Consider the following 16,654-nt stretch of genomic DNA (forward strand, 5'->3'; position numbering starts at 1 on the left):
CTCAGGCCGCGGGTTCCCTGGGGAGGGACCGTACGGGGTGCCAGAGCTCCTGGGCGGCGCCGGGCGCGGATCTCCACAGCAGGCCGTCGGGGTGGTGGAGGACGGCCGTGATCTCGTCGGGGGTGGGCGGTTCGGAGTTGCCCCGGAGGTAGACCGCCCGCAGCCCGAGGTTCCGCAGCCGGGTGAGGGCGCGGGCACGGTTCGCGGCGTGGACCAGGAAGCGGACGCTGGCCCCGTCGCGGGCCGGGCTGGGCAGCCCTATCGCGACGACCACGCTGCCTCCCGGCAACTTGCAGAACCCTCCGTTGGGCATGCGGAACCACTCCCCCGTGGATCGACTGTCAATAAGAACATCGGTCTGATGCGTCAGACGCACCTAAACACGATCGGCCGCCGCCCGCTAGAGGGGCGACGGCCGATCACGCTTTGACCTGCTGTTTTACCGATTACTTCGTGGACGGACCCACGCGAACCGTGATCGTCTGGCCGTTCTTCGGCTCCTTGACGACCTGGATCTTGGTGTTGGTGTCAGTTACCTGGACACCGGCGCGCGCCGTCTCCTGGAGCCAGTACGTGCCCTTGCGGTCGTCGAAGACCGGGTTGCCCGGCAGCGACGGGACGAACGCAGCGACGTCGGCCTTGTGGAGCAGGAGGCTGTCGGTCTTGTAGGTGCCGAAGGTGGAGTCGTAGGCCTGGACGCGGTTGCGCATCAGGCTGCCGTCCTTGAACTTCAGCGGGGTCGGGTGGGAGTCGACCGGAAGGATCAGACCCTGGCCCGGGTGGACCGCGGTGTTGTTGTCCTTCTGGGAGAGGTCCCACTTCCAGATGAGCAGGCCGTTCTGGTACGGGTAGTGCTCGACCCAGCTCGCCTTGTCACCGGTGAACCCGAAGTTGTACGGGCCGACCTTGAGGGTGGCGTCGTACGAGACGTACTGGCGGTTCTCCGCGATGTAGTACTGCTCGTACTCCTTCGTGAAGCCCTTGCCGACCCGCGAGAAGCCCTTGGCCGCCCAGCCGTTGTCACCGTTCTCGGCGTTGTCCGAGAAGACGGTGGCACCGTCGGCGGTCAGCGTGATGGCGTCGGCCGTGAAGCCCTTGCCGCCGGCGCCGCCGTCCGTCTGGTAGCGGAAGCGGAGGTCGAACTTCTTGCCCGCGTAGGCGTCGAGGCCGTAGACGAGCTCCTTGTGCGTGCCCGAGACGTCGGTCAGCGCCGGGGCGCCGCTGGCGTCGCGCGGGAGCGCCTTGCCGTCGGCGGTGCCGTCCAGGGCCGTCCAGTTGGCGCCGCCGTCGGTCGACACCTCGGTGTAGAGGTAGTCGTAGTCGAGCTCGATGTCGTACCAGCCCTTGAGCTTCAGGGAGGCGGACGTCTTGCCCGTCAGGTCGACGGAGCGGGTCAGGGTGTTCTTGAGGTCGTCACCCATGTTGCTCCACCACTGCGTGGCACCCTCGGCGGGCACGACGACATCGGTGGTGACGGGCTTCTTCGGCAGCTCGACGACGAGCGCCTGGGGGTTCTCGGTGTTGTACTCGGCCACGCCCAGCTTGTGGGTGGAGTTCCACTTGCGGGCCTCGTTGGCGACCTTGGTGTAGTTCAGCCAGCCGAGCTGCAGCTTGTCCCAGGCGTTCATGTCGCCGGGCAGGTCGCCGATGGCGTCCTTGCCGCGGCCGAGCCAGGAGCCGGAGGACATGAGCGACCAGAAGCCGGTCGAGTTCTCGGCGCCGGGACGGCCGGAGGTGTCGTACAGGTCCGGCAGACCGAGGTCGTGGCCGTACTCGTGCGCGAAGACGCCGAGGCCGCCGTTCTCCGGCTGCATCGTGTAGTCGCCGACCCAGATGCCGGAGTCACCGATCTGCGTGCCGCCGGCCTTGTTGTTCGCCGGGCCGGTCTTGCCCGCGTTGGTGCCGTAGGCGTACCAGCGGTGGGCCCACAGGGCGTCGCCGGCCTGGGCGCCGCCGCCCGCCGACTCGTCCTCGCCCGCGTGGACGATCTGGAAGTGGTCGATGTACCCGTCGGGCTCGTTGAAGTTGCCGTCGCCGTCGAAGTCGTACCGGTCCCACAGGTCGTACTGCGCCAGGTCGGCCTTGATCTGGGCGTCGGTACGGCCCTTGGCCTTCTGGTCCGCGGTCCACGCCGTGACACCGTCGCGGACGGCGTCCCAGACGTTGGAGCAGTTGCTGTTGCCGCAGTAGTTCGAGCCGTAACGGGCCTCGTTGTACTCGACCTTGACCCAGTCGGAGACGCCGCCGGCGACCGAGTAACGGCCGGACGAGGTCTTCTCGTAGTAGGTCTTCAGCGACTGCTTGGGCTGTCCCTTGGCGTCCTTGCCGGTGCCGAAGTACAGGTCCTGGAAGTGCTTCTGGTTGTAATCCGCCTGCCATTCCGTGGAGTTGTCGTGCGCACGGTCAGGCTTGGCTATCTGGTTGTGCAGGGGGCCGGGCGTGCCGCCGAACTTCGGCTTCAGCTCGGTCGTCTCGTCGTCCGCGCGGTCGACGAGGGTGGTGGTGTCCACCTTGTCGCCGAACTCGACGAGGATCGTGAAGATCTTGTCGGTCTTCTCACGGCCGAGCTCGACGTACTTCTTGTCGTCGAGCTTGACGACCTGGGAGCCGTTGCGCCGCTCCACCTTCGACTCGCCGCTCAGCACCTGCTCCAGGGCAGCCTTGCGCTGCTGCTCCTGCTGCTCGCTGAAGGGACCCTCGAGGTCGTGGTCGACCGCCGTCTTGTCGATCCCGGCGCCGGGCGCCGGGTCGTGACGGACATCGGCCGGCGTCACGCTTCCGTGATTGTCGGCCCATGCGGTGGTGAAGGTCGAGGCGGTAGCGGCGGTGGCCGCGAGCGCCACAACAACTGCGGACGTTCTGATCGCCCGTCGTCTGTTGGTCACTTGATATGTCCTCCCCGGCGCCCGCGCTTCGGACCGAAGGTGGGGTGTCCGTCCGGCGGGTCGCGCGTCACAAGTGACGACATTCGACCGGAGGGAAGCAAGAAAAGACAGATCTTGACTTGCACATACCAACTGCACTATGCGGGAGGTGAATTCCGATTATCGGACGATCAACGGGCACCTTACGGGGAAAAATCACACGTCCCATGACTCCGTGCGCCCCCCGTGCACCCCGTGCCCCCGCATCGTGGGTGAGGTCACGCTTACTTCGGTTCCGCCCGGGCATCCACGGTCTTAGAGTCGAACCGTTGTCCTGAGAGGGCGGTACGTGTCATGCAGCGTCCGAACGCCGCGCAACTCACCTACGGTTCGGCCACCGTCGTTCTCGCGACTGTCGCCCTGCTGCTGCTCTCCGGTACGACGACGACGCTCGGGATCACGGTGATCAGCCTCGCCGGCCTGCTGCTCGGACTGCTCGTGGCGGTGACGATGCCCCCGCGGACGACGGGCGTCAAGACCACCGCACCGACTCCGGCACCCGCCGCACACGAAGAGGTCCGGGTACCGACCGCGCGCGTGGGCGCGGGAGTCGATACCCGGACCGGTTCGTGACACCTCGTCCGTAATGCGTCGCCTCCGCCAGGCCCGCGCGGACGACGTCGGCTCGGCTACTGCGGGACGGAGACCACCACCGTCTTCGCCGCCTTGTCGTGCAGACCCTGCTTGTAGGGCTTGTCGACCAGGATCAGGATCAGCAGGAGCAGCGGCCACAGGCAGGCGCAGCAGACCAGGGCGGGCAGCCACAGGACGATCGCGCGCAGCAGCGACTGGCTCATCGGCGGCGTCGAGCCGTCGTTGAGCATCGCGACGCGCAGCTTCATCCACTTCTTGCCGAGCGTCTGGCCGTTCTTGGCCACCATCACCGTGTCGTACGCGACGAACGCGACGATCGTGATCAGCTGGAAGACCAGCTGGCTACCGCCGTTGAGGCTGTTGACCGTGTCGCCGAAGTCGTTGCCGTCCTCGGTCGCCCGCGAGTAGATCTTGAACGGGATGCCGATGATCGCCAGCGGGATCGCGATGATCAGCCAGTCGATGATCCGGGCGATGATGCGCTTGCCGGACTCGGCGAGCGGCGGCATCCCGGAGAGCGGATCGGTCCCTCCGTACCCGGCGCCGTAGCCGCCGTACGGGGGCGGGGGCGGCGGCGCGCTGTCGTACGGGGAGCCGCCCGAGGGACCGTACGGCGAACCGCCCGTGGGTCCGTACGGACTCCCGGGCGGCGGCCCTCCCGGCGGCGGCCCTTCCGGCGGCGGACCTCCGGGCGGAGGCCCTTCCGGCGGCGGTCCGGACGGGGGCGGCTGGCCGGCGGAGGGCGGCGGAGGCTCCTGCGGCCTCTTGAGGAACGGGTCCTCCTCGGGCGGCTGGCCGGGCGGCGGCTGGTCGGTGCTCATGGGGGCAGTGCATCCCGGGCCGGGCGCCCCCGCAAGGAATCACCGCCCGTTCGGGGGACCCCCGGCCGCCGGGGGTCGCCCGGTCCGGCCGGGGCCCGGCGGCCTTCGGATCAGCGCGCCACGAAGGTACGGGCCGCCTTGTCGTGCCAGCACTGCCGCCAGGGGCGGTCGAAGAGGCACCACAGGACGTTGAGGACGCCGACGGCCAGAAGCCCCAGGACGCTGTAGACGAGCCAGCGGCGCAGGGCCGCCCCGAACCGCGGCGGCTGGTGCGACTCGATGTCCCGCACCTCGATCCCGCACAGCTTCTTGCCGAGCGTGCGGCCCCACTTGGCGGTGGGCAGCGCCTCGTACAGGACGCCGATGACGAAGAACGCGGCCAGCGCGATGCCGAACTGCACGGAGGTCGTGCCGTCGACCAGCCACACCTGGACGGTGACGCCGGACTGCTTGGCCGCCTCGATCTTGCCGTTGATGTGGTCGAGGGCGGCGGTCACGGACGGGAAGGCGGCGGCGCCGACGAGCGCGCCCAGGACGAGGGTGTCGATCAGCCGGGCGATCAGCCTCCGGCCGAGCCCGGCGGGGCGCGCGGACGCCTGCGCGCGGGCCGCCTGGACGAACAGGTCGTCGACGGGCGGCTTCCAGGGGACGACGGGCTGCTGCGGGTCCTGGGACTGGGGCTGCGGCTGTTGTGCCTGCGGCTGGGGCTGGGCCTGCTGGGCCCAGGAGGGGGTGGCGGGAGCCGGGGCCGGGGCGGGCGCCTGGTGTACGGGGGCGGGCGCGGGCGCCGGGGCGGCCGCCGCGGCCGGCTGGGGCCGGGGGGCCTGTGGGGCCGGCTGGGGCTGCTGAGGGGCCGTCGCGGGCGTGGGGGTGGGGGTGGGGATCGGCGTGACCGGCATCCCGCCGAGGCGCGCCGCTCCCCCGGTGGCCCGGGGGTCCGTCGCGGGGGCGGCGGACCGCGCCGCGTTCTCGGGCTCAGGTTCACCCGCACCGGCGACCGGCCAGTCCGCCGGGGTGCGCGGGTCGGGGGTCCGGGGCGCGCCCCAGGAGACCTTCTGGTCGAGGTCGCCGCCGAAGCCGGTCTGGCGGGACGTGTCCGCCTGCCAGGCCGAGGCCGGTTCCGCCGGGGCCTGCTCCTCGTCGAAGAAGACGGGTCCGGTCTCCTCCACGGTGGGCACGGGGGCCAGGGCCGGTGCCCGGTCCTGCGCGGGGAGCTGCGCGGGTGCCCGGTCCTGTGCCGGTACGGATGCGGCGGGGCGCACGGGCTCCAGCTGGGGAGCGGACTGCGGCTGGTACGACTGCTCGGGGAGCTGGTGCTGGGGCTGGTACGGCTGCGGCTGGTACTGCTGCTGCTCCTGGAGCTGCTGCGGCTGCGACCGGTGCTGCTGCTCGGGGAGCTGCTGCGGCTCGTACGGCTGCTCGTGGAGCTGGTGCTGCTGCTCGGGGAGCTGGTGCTGCTGCTCGTGGAGCTGGTGCTGCTGCTCCTGGAGCTGGTGCTGCGCGGGCTGATGCGGTTGGACCGGCTCCGGTTCGGGCCGGGCCGGCTGTGCCGCGGCCGGTGCGGGAGCCGGGCCGGAGGCCAGGATCGGGCCGGCCGGGATCGCCGAGGCCGGCGGACCCGGCGGAACCTCACCGTCCGTGGGCGCGGGCCTGCTCGTACCGGGAACCCAGGCGCCCCCGTTCCAAAACCGGATGTATCCGGGAATGGACGGGTCCGGGTAGTACCCCGCCTGCGGTACCTCTCCGCCGCCTCCAGGAGGAGTAGCCACTGCCCCGACTCCGTTCAGTCACAACGCCCTTGATCCGCGCGGCCGCGTGCCGGGCGTGCCGCGCCCAAGGAGGACAGTAACGAAGAACGTCCCCGAGGGAACAAAGAGCCTGTGAGAAAGCCCGCCTTCGAGGGGGACACGTACCGGAATCGATCACTCCCGGTGATGTTCGGGCCGGTACATGCGCCCTGCTCCCCGGCCCGGAGAAACTTCCCGGGAAAAACTTCCCGAAGTCGCGTAATGAGCCGCGGGTACCCCGCTCTCTCCTGGTGAAGGCCCGCACGGGGCCGGTCCGCGAGAGGGAGTACGACCATGCAGAACACCGACAACACCACCGTCGAGCGCGAGCTGGAGCTGAAGCTGGTGCTCTCGCCCGAGCGCGCCGTCCCCGTCCCCGCCCGGCTCGCCTACCGCACGGACGACCCGTACGCCGTCCACATCACGTTCCACATCGGCACCGACCACCCGGTCAACTGGACGTTCGCGCGCGAACTCCTGGTCGAGGGCGTGTTCCGCGCCTGCGGGCACGGTGACGTGCGGATCTGGCCCACGAAGGTCGACGGCCGCAGCGTCATCCTGATGGCGCTCTCCTCCCCCGACGGCGACGCCCTCCTCGAAGCCCCCTCCGCGCAGGTGTCCGCCTGGCTTGAGCGGACCCTGCGCGCGGTGCCGCCGGGCACCGAGTCCGAGCGGCTCGGCATCGACGACGGACTCGCCGAACTCCTGGCCACCACCGTGATCGCCGACGAGCTGTGGCTGCGCGACCCGTGGCCGTCGGACGAGTCGCAGGACGGCGAGCAGTGAGCCCCGTACCCGTGCGACCCCACGGGTCCCCCGTGTCAGAAGAGCTTTCCGGGGTTGAGCAGCCCCAACGGGTCGAAGGTGGCCTTGATCCCGCGCTGGAGCTCGAGTCCGACCGGCCCCAGCTCCCGTGCCAGCCACTCCTTCTTGAGGACGCCCACGCCGTGCTCGCCGGTGATCGTGCCGCCGAGCGCGAGCCCGAGCGCCATGATCTCGTCGAACGACTCCCGCGCGCGCCGCGACTCGTCCTCGTCGGTGTGGTCGAAGCAGACGACGGGATGGGTGTTGCCGTCGCCGGCGTGCGCACAGACCCCGATGGTCAGGTCGTACTTCTCCGCGACCGCCGCCGTGCCGGCGAGCATCTCGGCGAGCCGCGTCCGCGGCACGCACACGTCGTCGATCATCGTCGCCGACTTGATCGTCTCCAGGGCCGTGAGGGAGAGCCGGCGTGCCTGGAGGAGGAGTTCGGACTCGGCGGTGTCGGCGGCCGGGACGACCTCGGTGGCGCCCGCCGCCACGCACAGCTCCCCCACGGCGGCCAGATCGGCGGCCGGGTCGGGGGTGTCGAAGGCACACAGGAGCAGCGCCTCGGTGGTGTCCGGCAGACCCATGCGCGCCATCTTGTTGACGGCCTGGACGGTGGTGCGGTCCATGAGTTCGAGCAGCGACGGGGTGTGGCCGCGCTCCATGATCGTGCAGACGGCCGCGCAGGCGGCGGCCGCGGAGGGGAACTCGGCGGCCAGCGCGAGCTGCGCCGGGGGCTGCGGCCTGAGCTGGAGCACGGCCCGGACGACGATGCCGAGGCTGCCCTCCGAGCCGACGAAGAGCCTGGTCAGGTCATAGCCGGCGACGCCCTTGGCGGTGCGGCGGCCGGTGGTCAGGAGCCGGCCGTCGGCGAGGACGACGTCGAGGCCGAGGACGTACTCGGCCGTCACCCCGTACTTCACACAGCACAGACCCCCGGAGGCCGTGCCGATGTTCCCGCCGATGGTGCACGTCTCCCAGCTGGACGGGTCCGGCGGGTAGTACAGGCCGTGTTCGGCGACGGCCCGTGACAGCACCGCGTTGACGACACCCGGTTCGACGACGGCGATCCGGTCAACCGGGTTGATCTCCAGGATGCGGTCCATCTTGACCAGGGAGAGCACGATGCAGCCCTCGGAGGCGTTGGCGCCTCCGGAGAGGCCCGTGCGGGCTCCCTGCGGGACGACGGGGACGCGGAGTTCGGTCGCGGTGCGCATGACGTGCTGCACCTGCTCGACGGTGCGCGGGAGCACCACGACCGCCGGGGTGCCGGCCTCGCAGAAGCTCGCCATGTCGTTCGCGTACGAGGCGGTCACGTCCGGATCGGTGAGCAGCGCCTCGGCGGGCAGCCCGGCGCGCAGCCGCGTCAGAAGATCGTCCATGACTCCAGCGTGGCACCCGGGGCCATCGGTGTGAACCCGCCGGGGCGGGCGCTTCGTGTGCTCTTCGTACAGGCGCGGGCGGGCGCACAGTGAGCGCCATGAAGACGCAGAACGTGTCGAGGGCGGTCCTCGCGGCCGGAGTGGGCGCGGTGCTCGCGGCGACGGCACTCCTTTACGTCCCCGAGCTCCTCGACCAGGGGCCGCCGCCCCCGCCGGGTCCGGCGGAGCGGGCGACGATCGCGGCCCACGCGGGCGCGCAGGCCGCGCTCCCCGACCTGGCCGCGCTGATCACCGACCGGGAGAGGTGGCTGCGCGCCCACCCGGACGACGACGCGTCCTGGGCGGAGCTCGGCGCGGCGTACACGGAGCGGGGCGCGCGCCTCGGCGACGTACGGGACCTTCCGCGCGCCGAGCAGGCGCTGCGGCGCTCGCTGGCCGAACGGCCCGCCGCGCGCGGCAACACGGCCGCCCAGCTGGGTCTGGGGGCGCTCGCGGGGGCGCGCGGCGACTGGAAGTCGGCCAAGGAGTGGGGCGAGAAGGTCCGGAAGGCGGATCCGCGCGGCTGGCCCGCGTACCCGGTCCTGATGGACGCGTACAACGGTCTCGGGGACTACAAGGCGGCCCAGAAGGCGATGGAGACCCTGGAGGGGCTCCACGCGGGCGCGATGGTGCGGACACGGGCCGCGCAGACCTTCCGCGACCGGGGCTGGCGCGAGGACGCCGACGCGGCGGCCCTCGACGCGGTGGCGCTCGCGGCGACCGCCCCGGACAAGGCGGCCGCGCTGGCACGGCTCGGGGACCTGGCGTGGGAGCGGGGCGAACCGGACGAGGCGCTCGCGCTGTTCGGGGCGGCGCTGACGCGGGTACGGGACCACGGGCCCTCGCTCGCGGGCCGGGCGCGGGCGCTGGCGGCGCTGGGCCGCACCGACGAGGCGCTCCGGGACTGGCGGGCGGCGCTGGCCGTGCTGCCGCTGCCGGAGTACGTCCTGGAGGCGGGCGAGCTGTCCGAGTCACTGGGCCTGAACGGGGACGCGCGGGCGCTGTACGAGCGGCTGCGGACCGGGACCTGGGCGGGCGGGGAGGTGGCCCTGGCGCTGCTCGACGCGGACCACGGGCGCCCGGCGGCGGCGGTCACCCGGATGCGGGCGGAGTGGGCGCGCGGGCACCGCTCGGTGCGGGTGGCGGACGCGCTGGGGTGGGCGCTGTACCGGGCGGGTGAGCCCAAGGAGGCGCTGGTGTACGCGACACGGGCCACGGAGGAGGGCCTGCGGAGCGCGCTCTTCTCGTACCACCGGGGCGAGATCGAGCGGGCCCTGGAGGAACACGGGCCGGCCCGGCGGCACGTGGCGGAGGCGCTGCGGATCAACCCGCGCTTCTCGCCGCTGCTCGCGCCGAGGGCGGAGCAGGCGCTGGCGGCGCTCGGCGAGCCCTCGGCCGAACTCCCGAAGGAACTCCGCCCTGACCCGGAGCCGGAACCGGAGAAGGGGCGAGGGGCGGGGACGCCGGCGACGCCGAAGAAGGTGGCGGCGCAGGCGGCGGAACCAAGCGCGCCCGGGGAGCAACACGCGCCCTCGACCGACACGGGGTGAGGCGACACGCGCCGTTGGCCGGCGTCGTGTGGAGCAGCGCGCCTTTGGACGGCGCCCCGGCCCACCCCCCGCGTGGGCCGGAGCCCGCCGGATCGGGTGGCCCACGCCGTGTGGGCCTGGGCCCGCGGGCCCATGCGCCCACCCCCGTGCGGGCACGCACGCCGCGCCCTCGCCGCCCACCTCCGTGTGGGCAATCGTCCCGCTGGGGCGGGACGGGTGGGCACACGGGACGGCGCCCTTTGCGGGCGCCTCCGCCCCTTGTGCCTGGACCCGCACCCCCTGTGCGCCGCACCTGTGGTGCGGGTTCAGGCCCGGAAGCCTAGGCCCGGCAAAGGGGCGCCGTTCCGTTGTGCCCACCCGTTCCGCCCCAGCGGAACGACTGCCCACAACGGGGTGAGCGGCGGGCGGGTGGGCACCGCCTCGGCGGGGACGAGTGCCCACAACGGGGGCGGCGGGCGGGGCGCGACCCGGGAGGCACCTCGGCGGAGCGACTGCCCACAACGGGGTGGGCGGGGGGCACCGCCGCCGCGGGGTCGTTGTCCACAACGTGGGGGCGGCGGCGCCGGCCCGGGTAGGTGGCCCCCCGGCGGGACACGTGGCCCGCCGGGCGCACCGTGGGGGCCCGGGGCATGGCCCCGGGCCCTGGGCGTGCGGACGGCGACTAGAGGTTGCCGCGCTTCTCCTGCTCGCGCTCGATCGCCTCGAACAGCGCCTTGAAGTTGCCCTTCCCGAAGCCCATGGAGCCATGCCGCTCGATCATCTCGAAGAAGACGGTCGGGCGGTCCTGGACCGGCTTGGTGAAGATCTGCAGCAGGTAGCCGTCCTCGTCGCGGTCGACGAGGATCTTCAGCTCGCGCAGGGTCTCGACGGGCACGCGCGTCTCGCCGGCCCACTCGCCGAGGGTGTCGTAGTACGAGTCGGGGGTGTCGAGGAAGGAGACACCCGCGGCCCGCATCGCGCGCACGGTGGCGACGATGTCGTTGGTGGCGAGGGCGATGTGCTGGACGCCGGCGCCGCCGTAGAACTCCAGGTACTCGTCGATCTGCGACTTCTTCTTCGCGATCGCGGGCTCGTTGATCGGGAACTTCACCTTGAGGGTGCCGTCCGCGACGACCTTCGACATGAGGGCGGAGTACTCGGTGGCGATGTCGTCGCCCACGAACTCCTTCATGTTCGTGAAGCCCATGACCTTGTTGTAGAAGCCGACCCAGTCGTTCATCCTGCCGAGCTCGACGTTGCCGACGCAGTGGTCGATGGCCTGGAAGGTGCGCTTGGCCGGCGGCTCGACGATCGGGTTGGCGGCGACGAAGCCCGGCAGGTAGGGGCCGTCGTAGCCGGAGCGCTCGACGAGGGTGTGGCGGGTCTTGCCGTACGTGGCGATGGCCGCGAGGACGACGGTGCCGTGCTCGTCCTTCACCTCGTGCGGCTCGGTGAGGCCGGTGGCGCCGTGCTCGACGGCGTAGGCGTACGCGGCACGGGCGTCCGGCACCTCGATGGCCAGGTCGACGACGCCGTCGCCGTGCTCGGCGACGTGGTCGGCGAGGAAGCGGCCCCGGTCGGTGGCGACCTTGATGACGGAGGTGAACACGAACCGGGCGGCGCCGTTGGTGAGGACGTAGCTTGCGGTCTCGCGGGTGCCGTTCTCCGGTCCGGAGTAGGCGACGAGCTTCATGCCGAAGGCCGTGGAGTAGTAGTGCGCGGCCTGCTTGGCGTTGCCGACGGCGAAGACGACCGCGTCCATTCCCTTCACGGGGAAGGGATCGGCCTGCCGCGCCGTGGAGGGGGTGTGATCGATGGTCTCAGTCATGGCAGCAATGTCCCGCCGTTCTGCAAGGTGCGCAAGAGTTCGCTGATCCACTGGTCATGTTGCACAGCAACGGGCGAGTATGGCCGTGCGACTTGTACATCCTGACCATGGGGAGACCGCTGTGGCGATCGATCATTTGGACGGCCGGCTCATCACACTCCTCGCGCGCGAGCCGCGCATCGGGGTCCTGGAGGCCTCCCGGCGGCTCGGAGTGGCGCGGGGGACGGTGCAGGCGCGGCTCGACCGGCTCCAGGCGAGCGGGGTGATCAGGGGTTTCGGGCCGCAGGTGGACCCGGCGGCGCTCGGCTATCCGGTGACGGCGTTCGCGACCCTGGAGATCAAGCAGGGGCAGGGAGCGGACGTACGGGGGCATCTGGCGACGGTGCCGGAGGTGCTGGAGCTGCACACGACGACGGGCCACGGCGACATGCTCTGCCGCCTCGTCGCGCGCTCGAACGCGGACCTTCAGCGGGTGATCGACAAGGTGGTGGCGTTCGAGGGGATCGTGCGGGCGTCGACGGCGATCGTGATGGAGAACCCGGTGCCGCTGCGGATCATCCCGTTGGTGGAGCAGGCGGCGCAGGAGTAAGGCGGCCGGCACGAAAGGATGGTTGCAAAGGACCAGTTGCAAAGAATCCCTTGCAACTGGTCCTTTGCAACTCTACGCTCGGACCATGCCCGAGCCCGAAGGTTTCCCGACTCGCCCCCTGGACCCGCGCACCCTGCGCGGGCTGGCCCACCCCCTCCGCATCCAGCTGCTGCGCGCCCTGCGTGCCCACGGACCCGCCACCGCCTCCCGACTCGCGGAGCGACTGGGCGAGTCCAGCGGAGCGACCAGCTACCACCTGCGTCAGCTCGCGGCCCACGGCTTCGTCGAGGACGACCCGACGCGCGGCAAGGGGCGGGAGCGGTGGTGGAAGGCCGCCCAGCAGGGCGTGACCGTCGACGAGACGCTCTCCCGGAACCCGGACCCGGAGGTCCGCGGCGCCCTCGACCTCTACGTCCACGAGATCGCGACCATCCACACCCAGGAGCTGAGCACCTACCTCGGCACCCGGCACGACTGGGGCGACGCCTGGCTCGGCGTGTCCGACATGAGCGACTTCACCCTGCGCCTGCCCCCCGAGAAGCTCCGCGAGCTCGATCAGAGGATGCACGCGCTCATCGAGACGTACCGGGGCATCGAGGAGGCCGACGCGCCGGACGCCGAGCGCGTGCGGATCCATCTGCACGCGTTCCCGCAGCACGAGAACTGACGGAAGGAACCACGGGTCATGCACGCCGACATCCACCTCCAGCTCCACCAGCTGCACGCCGCCGAACTCCACCGCGAGGCCGCCACCACCGCCCCGCGCATCCCCGGCCCTGCCCTTCGCGTCCAACTCGGCTGGCGACTGGTCGAGTGGGGCCTGCGCCTGGCCACGCCCGCAGACCGCCGACCGGTCACCCTGGCCGCATGACCGCTCCGGGGGGAAACGACGCGGCCATGATGGAACCGAGCACGACGAAGCGGGACCGGGCCCCCCTCGCGACCGTCCTCACCGCCAACGCCGTATCCATCACAGGCAATTCACTCACCTTCATCGCCGTCCCGTGGTTCGCCCTCGACACCACGGGAAGCCCCGGCAAGGCCGGCATCGTCGCCTTCTGCGCGGCCCTGCCCGTCCTCGTCTCCGCGATCGCCGGCGGCCCGGTCATCGACCGGATCGGCCGCCGCCGGGTCGGCATCGCCTCCGACCTGGTCTGCGGGCTCGCGCTCGCCGCGATCCCGCTGCTGCACCGCGCCGGCGTCCTGGAGTTCTGGATGCTGTGCGCCCTGATGGCCGTCACCGGCCTCTTCCACGCACCCGGGGAGATGGCCCGGCACGTCCTGGTCCCCGATCTCGCCCGGCGCGCCGGTACCTCGCTCCCCCGGGCCGCCAGCCTGTACGACGCCGTGGCGCGCGGGGCCCGGATGACGGGCGCCGCGATCGCCGGACTCCTCGTGGCGTTCATGGGCGCCGACACGGTCCTGGTCCTCGACGCGGCGACCTTCGGCGTCTCCGCGCTGCTCGTCGCCGCGGGCCTGCGCGGGGTCCCCTCGGCGGAGCCGGTGCGGGACGGCCCCCGGCTCTCCCCGGCCCGCTACCGGTCCGATCTGCGCGAGGGGTACGCCTTCCTGTTCCGCGCGCGGCTGCTGCTCGGCATCACGGTCATGGTGATGGTCACCAACGGCCTGAACCAGAGCTGGAGTTCGGTGCTGCTTCCGGTCCACGCGCGCCAGGAGCTGGGCGGCCCGGCCACCCAGGGCCTGCTCGTGTCGGTCTTCGGCGGCTGCGCCCTGGCCGGTGCGCTGCTCTACGGGGCGGTCGGGCAGCGCTTCCCGCGCCGGGCCGTCTTCGCGGCGGGCTTCCTGCTCGGCGGCGCCCCGCCGTACGTGGTGGCCGCGCTCACCGACACCACCGCACCCCTGCTCGTGACGCTCGCGGCGGCCGGATTCGGTGTCGGCGTCCTCAACCCGATCCTGACCACGGTGATGTACGAGCAGGTCCCCGACGCCCTGCGCAGCCGCGTCATGGGCGCGAGCACCGCGGGGGTGCTGCTGACGACCCCGCTGGGCGGCCTGACGGCGGGCTTCCTCGTCGAGCGCGCCGGCCTGACGGCGACGCTGCTGGGAATCGGCGGGCTCTACTTCCTCGCCACGCTCTCCCCGCTGCTCTTCCCGGCCTGGCGGGACATGAACGCCCCGCCGCCGGAGCGCACGCCCGAGGAGCGCACACCCGAGGACGGCTCACCCGAGGACGGCTCACCTTCCGGTGGAGAACCGGTCAGCAGGACGGAACCTTCGACTCCTGCCCCTGTTCCAGGGCCTTCAGGGACGCCACCGCGTCGCTGAGCGCGGTGACCGGGATGAGCCGCAGACCCTTCGGCAGCTCGGCCTGGGCGTCGGAGCACTCGGCCTTCGGTACGAGGAAGACGGTGGCTCCGTCACGCGCGGCGGCCTGGGTCTTCAGCGAGACCCCGCCGACGGCGCCGACCGCGCCGGCCGCGTCGATCGTCCCCGTACCGGCGATGATCCGGCCACCGGTGAGGTCACCGCCGGCGCCGTCGCCGTCGAGCTTCTCGACGATGCCGAGGGAGAAGAGCAGCCCGGCGCTGGGGCCGCCGATGTCGGCGAGGTGCAGGTTCACCTTCACCTTCTCGGGGTCCTCGTCGAGGTAGTCGAGGGCGGCGAGCGTGGCGGCGTCCTGCGACTGCTTCATCTGACCGAGGTTGTGCTTCTCGACCTCGGCGTCGGACTTCCCCGGGGGGTAGACGGAGTCGCGCGGCAGGACGGCCCGGTCCGTACGGAACCAGGCGTCGGCCACGTCCCCGAGGTCCACGTCCGTGGACGGCCCGGTCGCGACGATCGTCGTCATCCGCAGCTGCCCCTCGGAGGGCCGGACCGGGGCGCCGGTGATCGTGATGACCTCCTGCCCCTTGTCCTTGCCGAGCACGTCGGCGGTCGTACCGGGCTGCGCGACGGCATAGGGCAACGGCGCGAGCCCGACGACGGCGAAGAGCGCGACGACGGGCAGGGCGCAGACCGCGAGCACCTTGGGACGGGAGAGGCTGGAGAGCACGTCCCCAATCTACTGGGGCGAGCGCCCCCACCGGGCCGGGGGCGCGAAGCCGGGCGCGTGCCCGGGACCGGACCCCGGCACGGACCCGGCCCCGGCCCCCAACCCGGACGCGGACCCGGCCCCGGCCCCGGGCACCGGCAGGTGGCGGGCGAAGAAGGACCGTACGAGCTTCCGTACCGCGGGCACCGAGACCCGGGGGTCGACGGTGCCGACCATCGCGGCGCGCCCGGCGGCGGTCGTCAGACCGGCGGCCCGGAGCTGTGGCACCAGGGCCGCGTAGTCGGTGAAGACCCAGTGGTGGCTGTCGGCGAGCTGCCGGCGGGCGACGGGTCCGCCGTGGCCGAGCAGGGCCGACCAGGAGCGGTCGAGGCGCGCGTCGCGGAAGCCGTCGGTGCCGGCGAGGAGCAGCGGCCGGTCCGTCCCCTCACGGGCGACGGGGAGGAGGACGCCGTCCATCCGGTCCAGGTACCCCTCCAGGTTCACGGCGGCGACGACTCTCGGGTCCTCGTGGAGCGCCTGGGCGACGGCGGTGCCGCCCGCGGAGTGCCCGTAGAGCCCGACCCGGTCAAGGCGGAGGGCGTCGAGGACGAAGCGGAGGTCGGCGACCCTGGTGTCGATCATGGTGCGGAAGGTCGCGGCGTCGAGGTCGGGGCGGAGGACGGTGGTCCGGATCCGCTCGCGCCCCGGCCGCTCGTCGGGGAACTCCACCTCGGAGGCGTCACCGGGGTGGTCGACGGTGACGACGGTCCAGCCGTGCGAGGCGAGGTCGATCGCGAGGGAGCTGCCCAGGGCCCTGGAGTCCCCGCCGCCGGGGCTGTACACCAGCACCGGACGCCGGCCGGGCAGCGGCGCGGCGCCGGTCCGGGCATGGGTGAGGGTGGCCGCCCAGTCGACCCCGGCCGGAGGCAGGGCCGGGCGGACCAGCGGGGCGAGGACGGTGAACACGTCGGCGGCATCGGGGGTGAGCTGCGGCAGTCGCGGGAGACCCCGGCCGGAGGCGGCCGGCCGGAACACGGTGACCATCAGCTCCCGCACACCGATGGCGGGCGCCCACGGGTCGTTGCGGGAGGTGTCGACGAGATGCCGGACGGTGGCGCCGACGGCGTGGGGGCCGGTGGGGGCGGGCAGCCGGAGGACGAGGGGGCGGGAGGGGGCGGCCGAGGCGGTGCCGGCGCCGAGGCCGGTGCCGAGCAGCAGGGCGGCGGCCGAGGCGAGGGCGCCCTTGGCGACGGTACGACGGGCGGGTGCGAGGTCACCGAGTACGTGATCAGGTGTCATGGGCGTCATCCTGGGAGCGGGCCCGACGCCGGCGCGAAGGTTACGGCCCTGACCGAAAGGCTG

Annotated in this window: 15 protein-coding genes; 7 read left to right on the top strand and 8 right to left on the bottom strand. The window is 72.3% G+C overall.

Annotated elements, in window-relative coordinates:
- Position 1 precedes the first annotated feature (1 nt).
- Positions 2-313 carry a hypothetical protein gene (locus tag E0F75_RS29285; RefSeq protein ID WP_229313964.1) on the bottom strand — a complete coding sequence of 104 codons (312 nt, stop codon included), beginning with the start codon at positions 311-313 and terminating at the stop codon, positions 2-4.
- A gap of 133 nt (positions 314-446) precedes the next feature.
- Positions 447-2,885 carry an immune inhibitor A domain-containing protein gene (locus E0F75_RS29290; protein WP_229313965.1) on the bottom strand — a complete coding sequence of 813 codons (2,439 nt, stop codon included), beginning with the start codon at positions 2,883-2,885 and terminating at the stop codon, positions 447-449.
- A gap of 333 nt (positions 2,886-3,218) precedes the next feature.
- On the opposite strand from E0F75_RS29290, the gene E0F75_RS29295 reads away from it, so the two are divergent.
- The gene (locus E0F75_RS29295; RefSeq protein WP_229313966.1) at positions 3,219-3,497 is read left to right on the top strand and encodes a hypothetical protein; all 279 of its coding nucleotides are present in this window, start codon (positions 3,219-3,221) and stop codon (positions 3,495-3,497) included.
- 56 nt (positions 3,498-3,553) lie between these two features.
- Here the strand turns inward: E0F75_RS29295 and E0F75_RS29300 are convergent, their stop codons facing one another.
- Both E0F75_RS29300 and E0F75_RS29305 read right to left on the bottom strand, forming a co-directional pair.
- On the bottom strand, positions 3,554-4,339 hold the full coding sequence (locus tag E0F75_RS29300; protein ID WP_229313967.1) for an RDD family protein: 786 nt from the start codon (positions 4,337-4,339) through the stop codon (positions 3,554-3,556).
- Positions 4,340-4,449: 110 nt separating this feature from the next.
- Entirely contained in the window at positions 4,450-6,108 is a 1,659-nt protein-coding gene (locus E0F75_RS29305; RefSeq protein WP_229313968.1) for an RDD family protein, read from the bottom strand.
- A 312-nt stretch (positions 6,109-6,420) separates the two neighbouring features.
- Here E0F75_RS29305 and E0F75_RS29310 point away from each other — a divergent pair, with 312 nt between their 5' ends.
- Entirely contained in the window at positions 6,421-6,912 is a 492-nt protein-coding gene (locus E0F75_RS29310) for an SsgA family sporulation/cell division regulator (protein WP_229313969.1), read from the top strand.
- Between the two features lie 35 nt (positions 6,913-6,947).
- Here E0F75_RS29310 and E0F75_RS29315 read toward each other — a convergent pair whose 3' ends face one another.
- Positions 6,948-8,315: an FAD-binding oxidoreductase gene (locus E0F75_RS29315; RefSeq protein WP_229313970.1), complete on the bottom strand. Its 1,368-nt coding sequence runs from the start codon at positions 8,313-8,315 to the stop codon at positions 6,948-6,950.
- Positions 8,316-8,413: 98 nt separating this feature from the next.
- Between E0F75_RS29315 and E0F75_RS29320 the strand changes: the two genes are divergently transcribed.
- A complete protein-coding gene (locus E0F75_RS29320) occupies positions 8,414-9,904 on the top strand; it encodes a lipopolysaccharide assembly protein LapB (protein ID WP_229313971.1) in 1,491 nt (496 codons plus the stop codon).
- A 661-nt stretch (positions 9,905-10,565) separates the two neighbouring features.
- Here the strand turns inward: E0F75_RS29320 and hppD are convergent.
- The gene (gene hppD, locus E0F75_RS29325) at positions 10,566-11,711 is read right to left on the bottom strand and encodes a 4-hydroxyphenylpyruvate dioxygenase (RefSeq protein WP_229313972.1); all 1,146 of its coding nucleotides are present in this window, start codon (positions 11,709-11,711) and stop codon (positions 10,566-10,568) included.
- 121 nt (positions 11,712-11,832) lie between these two features.
- Between hppD and E0F75_RS29330 the strand changes: the two genes are divergently transcribed.
- The 4 genes from E0F75_RS29330 to E0F75_RS29345 all read left to right on the top strand — a co-directional run bounded on the left by E0F75_RS29330 (position 11,833) and on the right by E0F75_RS29345 (position 14,586).
- Entirely contained in the window at positions 11,833-12,300 is a 468-nt protein-coding gene (locus tag E0F75_RS29330) for an Lrp/AsnC family transcriptional regulator (RefSeq protein ID WP_041662431.1), read from the top strand.
- A gap of 85 nt (positions 12,301-12,385) precedes the next feature.
- Positions 12,386-12,967, top strand: a complete 582-nt coding sequence (locus E0F75_RS29335) for a transcriptional regulator (RefSeq protein ID WP_229313973.1) — start codon at positions 12,386-12,388, stop codon at positions 12,965-12,967.
- 18 nt (positions 12,968-12,985) lie between these two features.
- Positions 12,986-13,171, top strand: coding sequence for a hypothetical protein (locus tag E0F75_RS29340; protein WP_229313974.1), 186 nt, complete (start codon positions 12,986-12,988; stop codon positions 13,169-13,171).
- The gene (locus tag E0F75_RS29345) at positions 13,168-14,586 is read left to right on the top strand and encodes an MFS transporter (RefSeq protein ID WP_229313975.1); all 1,419 of its coding nucleotides are present in this window, start codon (positions 13,168-13,170) and stop codon (positions 14,584-14,586) included. Before E0F75_RS29340 ends, E0F75_RS29345 begins: the two co-directional genes overlap by 4 nt.
- Here E0F75_RS29345 and E0F75_RS29350 read toward each other — a convergent pair.
- Both E0F75_RS29350 and E0F75_RS29355 read right to left on the bottom strand, forming a co-directional pair.
- Positions 14,519-15,313, bottom strand: coding sequence for a S16 family serine protease (locus E0F75_RS29350; protein WP_229313976.1), 795 nt, complete (start codon positions 15,311-15,313; stop codon positions 14,519-14,521). The genes E0F75_RS29345 and E0F75_RS29350 overlap by 68 nt on opposite strands.
- Positions 15,314-15,322: 9 nt before the next feature.
- Entirely contained in the window at positions 15,323-16,591 is a 1,269-nt protein-coding gene (locus E0F75_RS29355; RefSeq protein ID WP_229313977.1) for an alpha/beta fold hydrolase, read from the bottom strand.
- Positions 16,592-16,654: the final 63 nt, after the last annotated feature.

The organism is Streptomyces sp. CB02980 (genome assembly GCF_014451325.2).
GTDB lineage: Bacteria > Actinomycetota > Actinomycetes > Streptomycetales > Streptomycetaceae > Streptomyces.

Excerpts from the sequence above, each read along its gene's own strand:
- E0F75_RS29285 (WP_229313964.1), bottom strand. The coding sequence starts at position 313 with ATGCCCAACGGAGGGTTCTGCAAGTTGCCGGGAGGCAGCGTGGTCGTC.
- hppD (WP_229313972.1), bottom strand. The coding sequence starts at position 11,711 with ATGACTGAGACCATCGATCACACCCCCTCCACGGCGCGGCAGGCCGAT.
- E0F75_RS29310 (WP_229313969.1), top strand. The coding sequence starts at position 6,421 with ATGCAGAACACCGACAACACCACCGTCGAGCGCGAGCTGGAGCTGAAG.
- E0F75_RS29335 (WP_229313973.1), top strand. The coding sequence starts at position 12,386 with ATGCCCGAGCCCGAAGGTTTCCCGACTCGCCCCCTGGACCCGCGCACC.
- E0F75_RS29345 (WP_229313975.1), top strand. The coding sequence starts at position 13,168 with ATGACCGCTCCGGGGGGAAACGACGCGGCCATGATGGAACCGAGCACG.
- E0F75_RS29340 (WP_229313974.1), top strand. The coding sequence starts at position 12,986 with ATGCACGCCGACATCCACCTCCAGCTCCACCAGCTGCACGCCGCCGAA.
- E0F75_RS29355 (WP_229313977.1), bottom strand. The coding sequence starts at position 16,591 with ATGACACCTGATCACGTACTCGGTGACCTCGCACCCGCCCGTCGTACC.
- E0F75_RS29320 (WP_229313971.1), top strand. The coding sequence starts at position 8,414 with ATGAAGACGCAGAACGTGTCGAGGGCGGTCCTCGCGGCCGGAGTGGGC.
- E0F75_RS29295 (WP_229313966.1), top strand. The coding sequence starts at position 3,219 with ATGCAGCGTCCGAACGCCGCGCAACTCACCTACGGTTCGGCCACCGTC.
- E0F75_RS29300 (WP_229313967.1), bottom strand. The coding sequence starts at position 4,339 with ATGAGCACCGACCAGCCGCCGCCCGGCCAGCCGCCCGAGGAGGACCCG.
- E0F75_RS29315 (WP_229313970.1), bottom strand. The coding sequence starts at position 8,315 with ATGGACGATCTTCTGACGCGGCTGCGCGCCGGGCTGCCCGCCGAGGCG.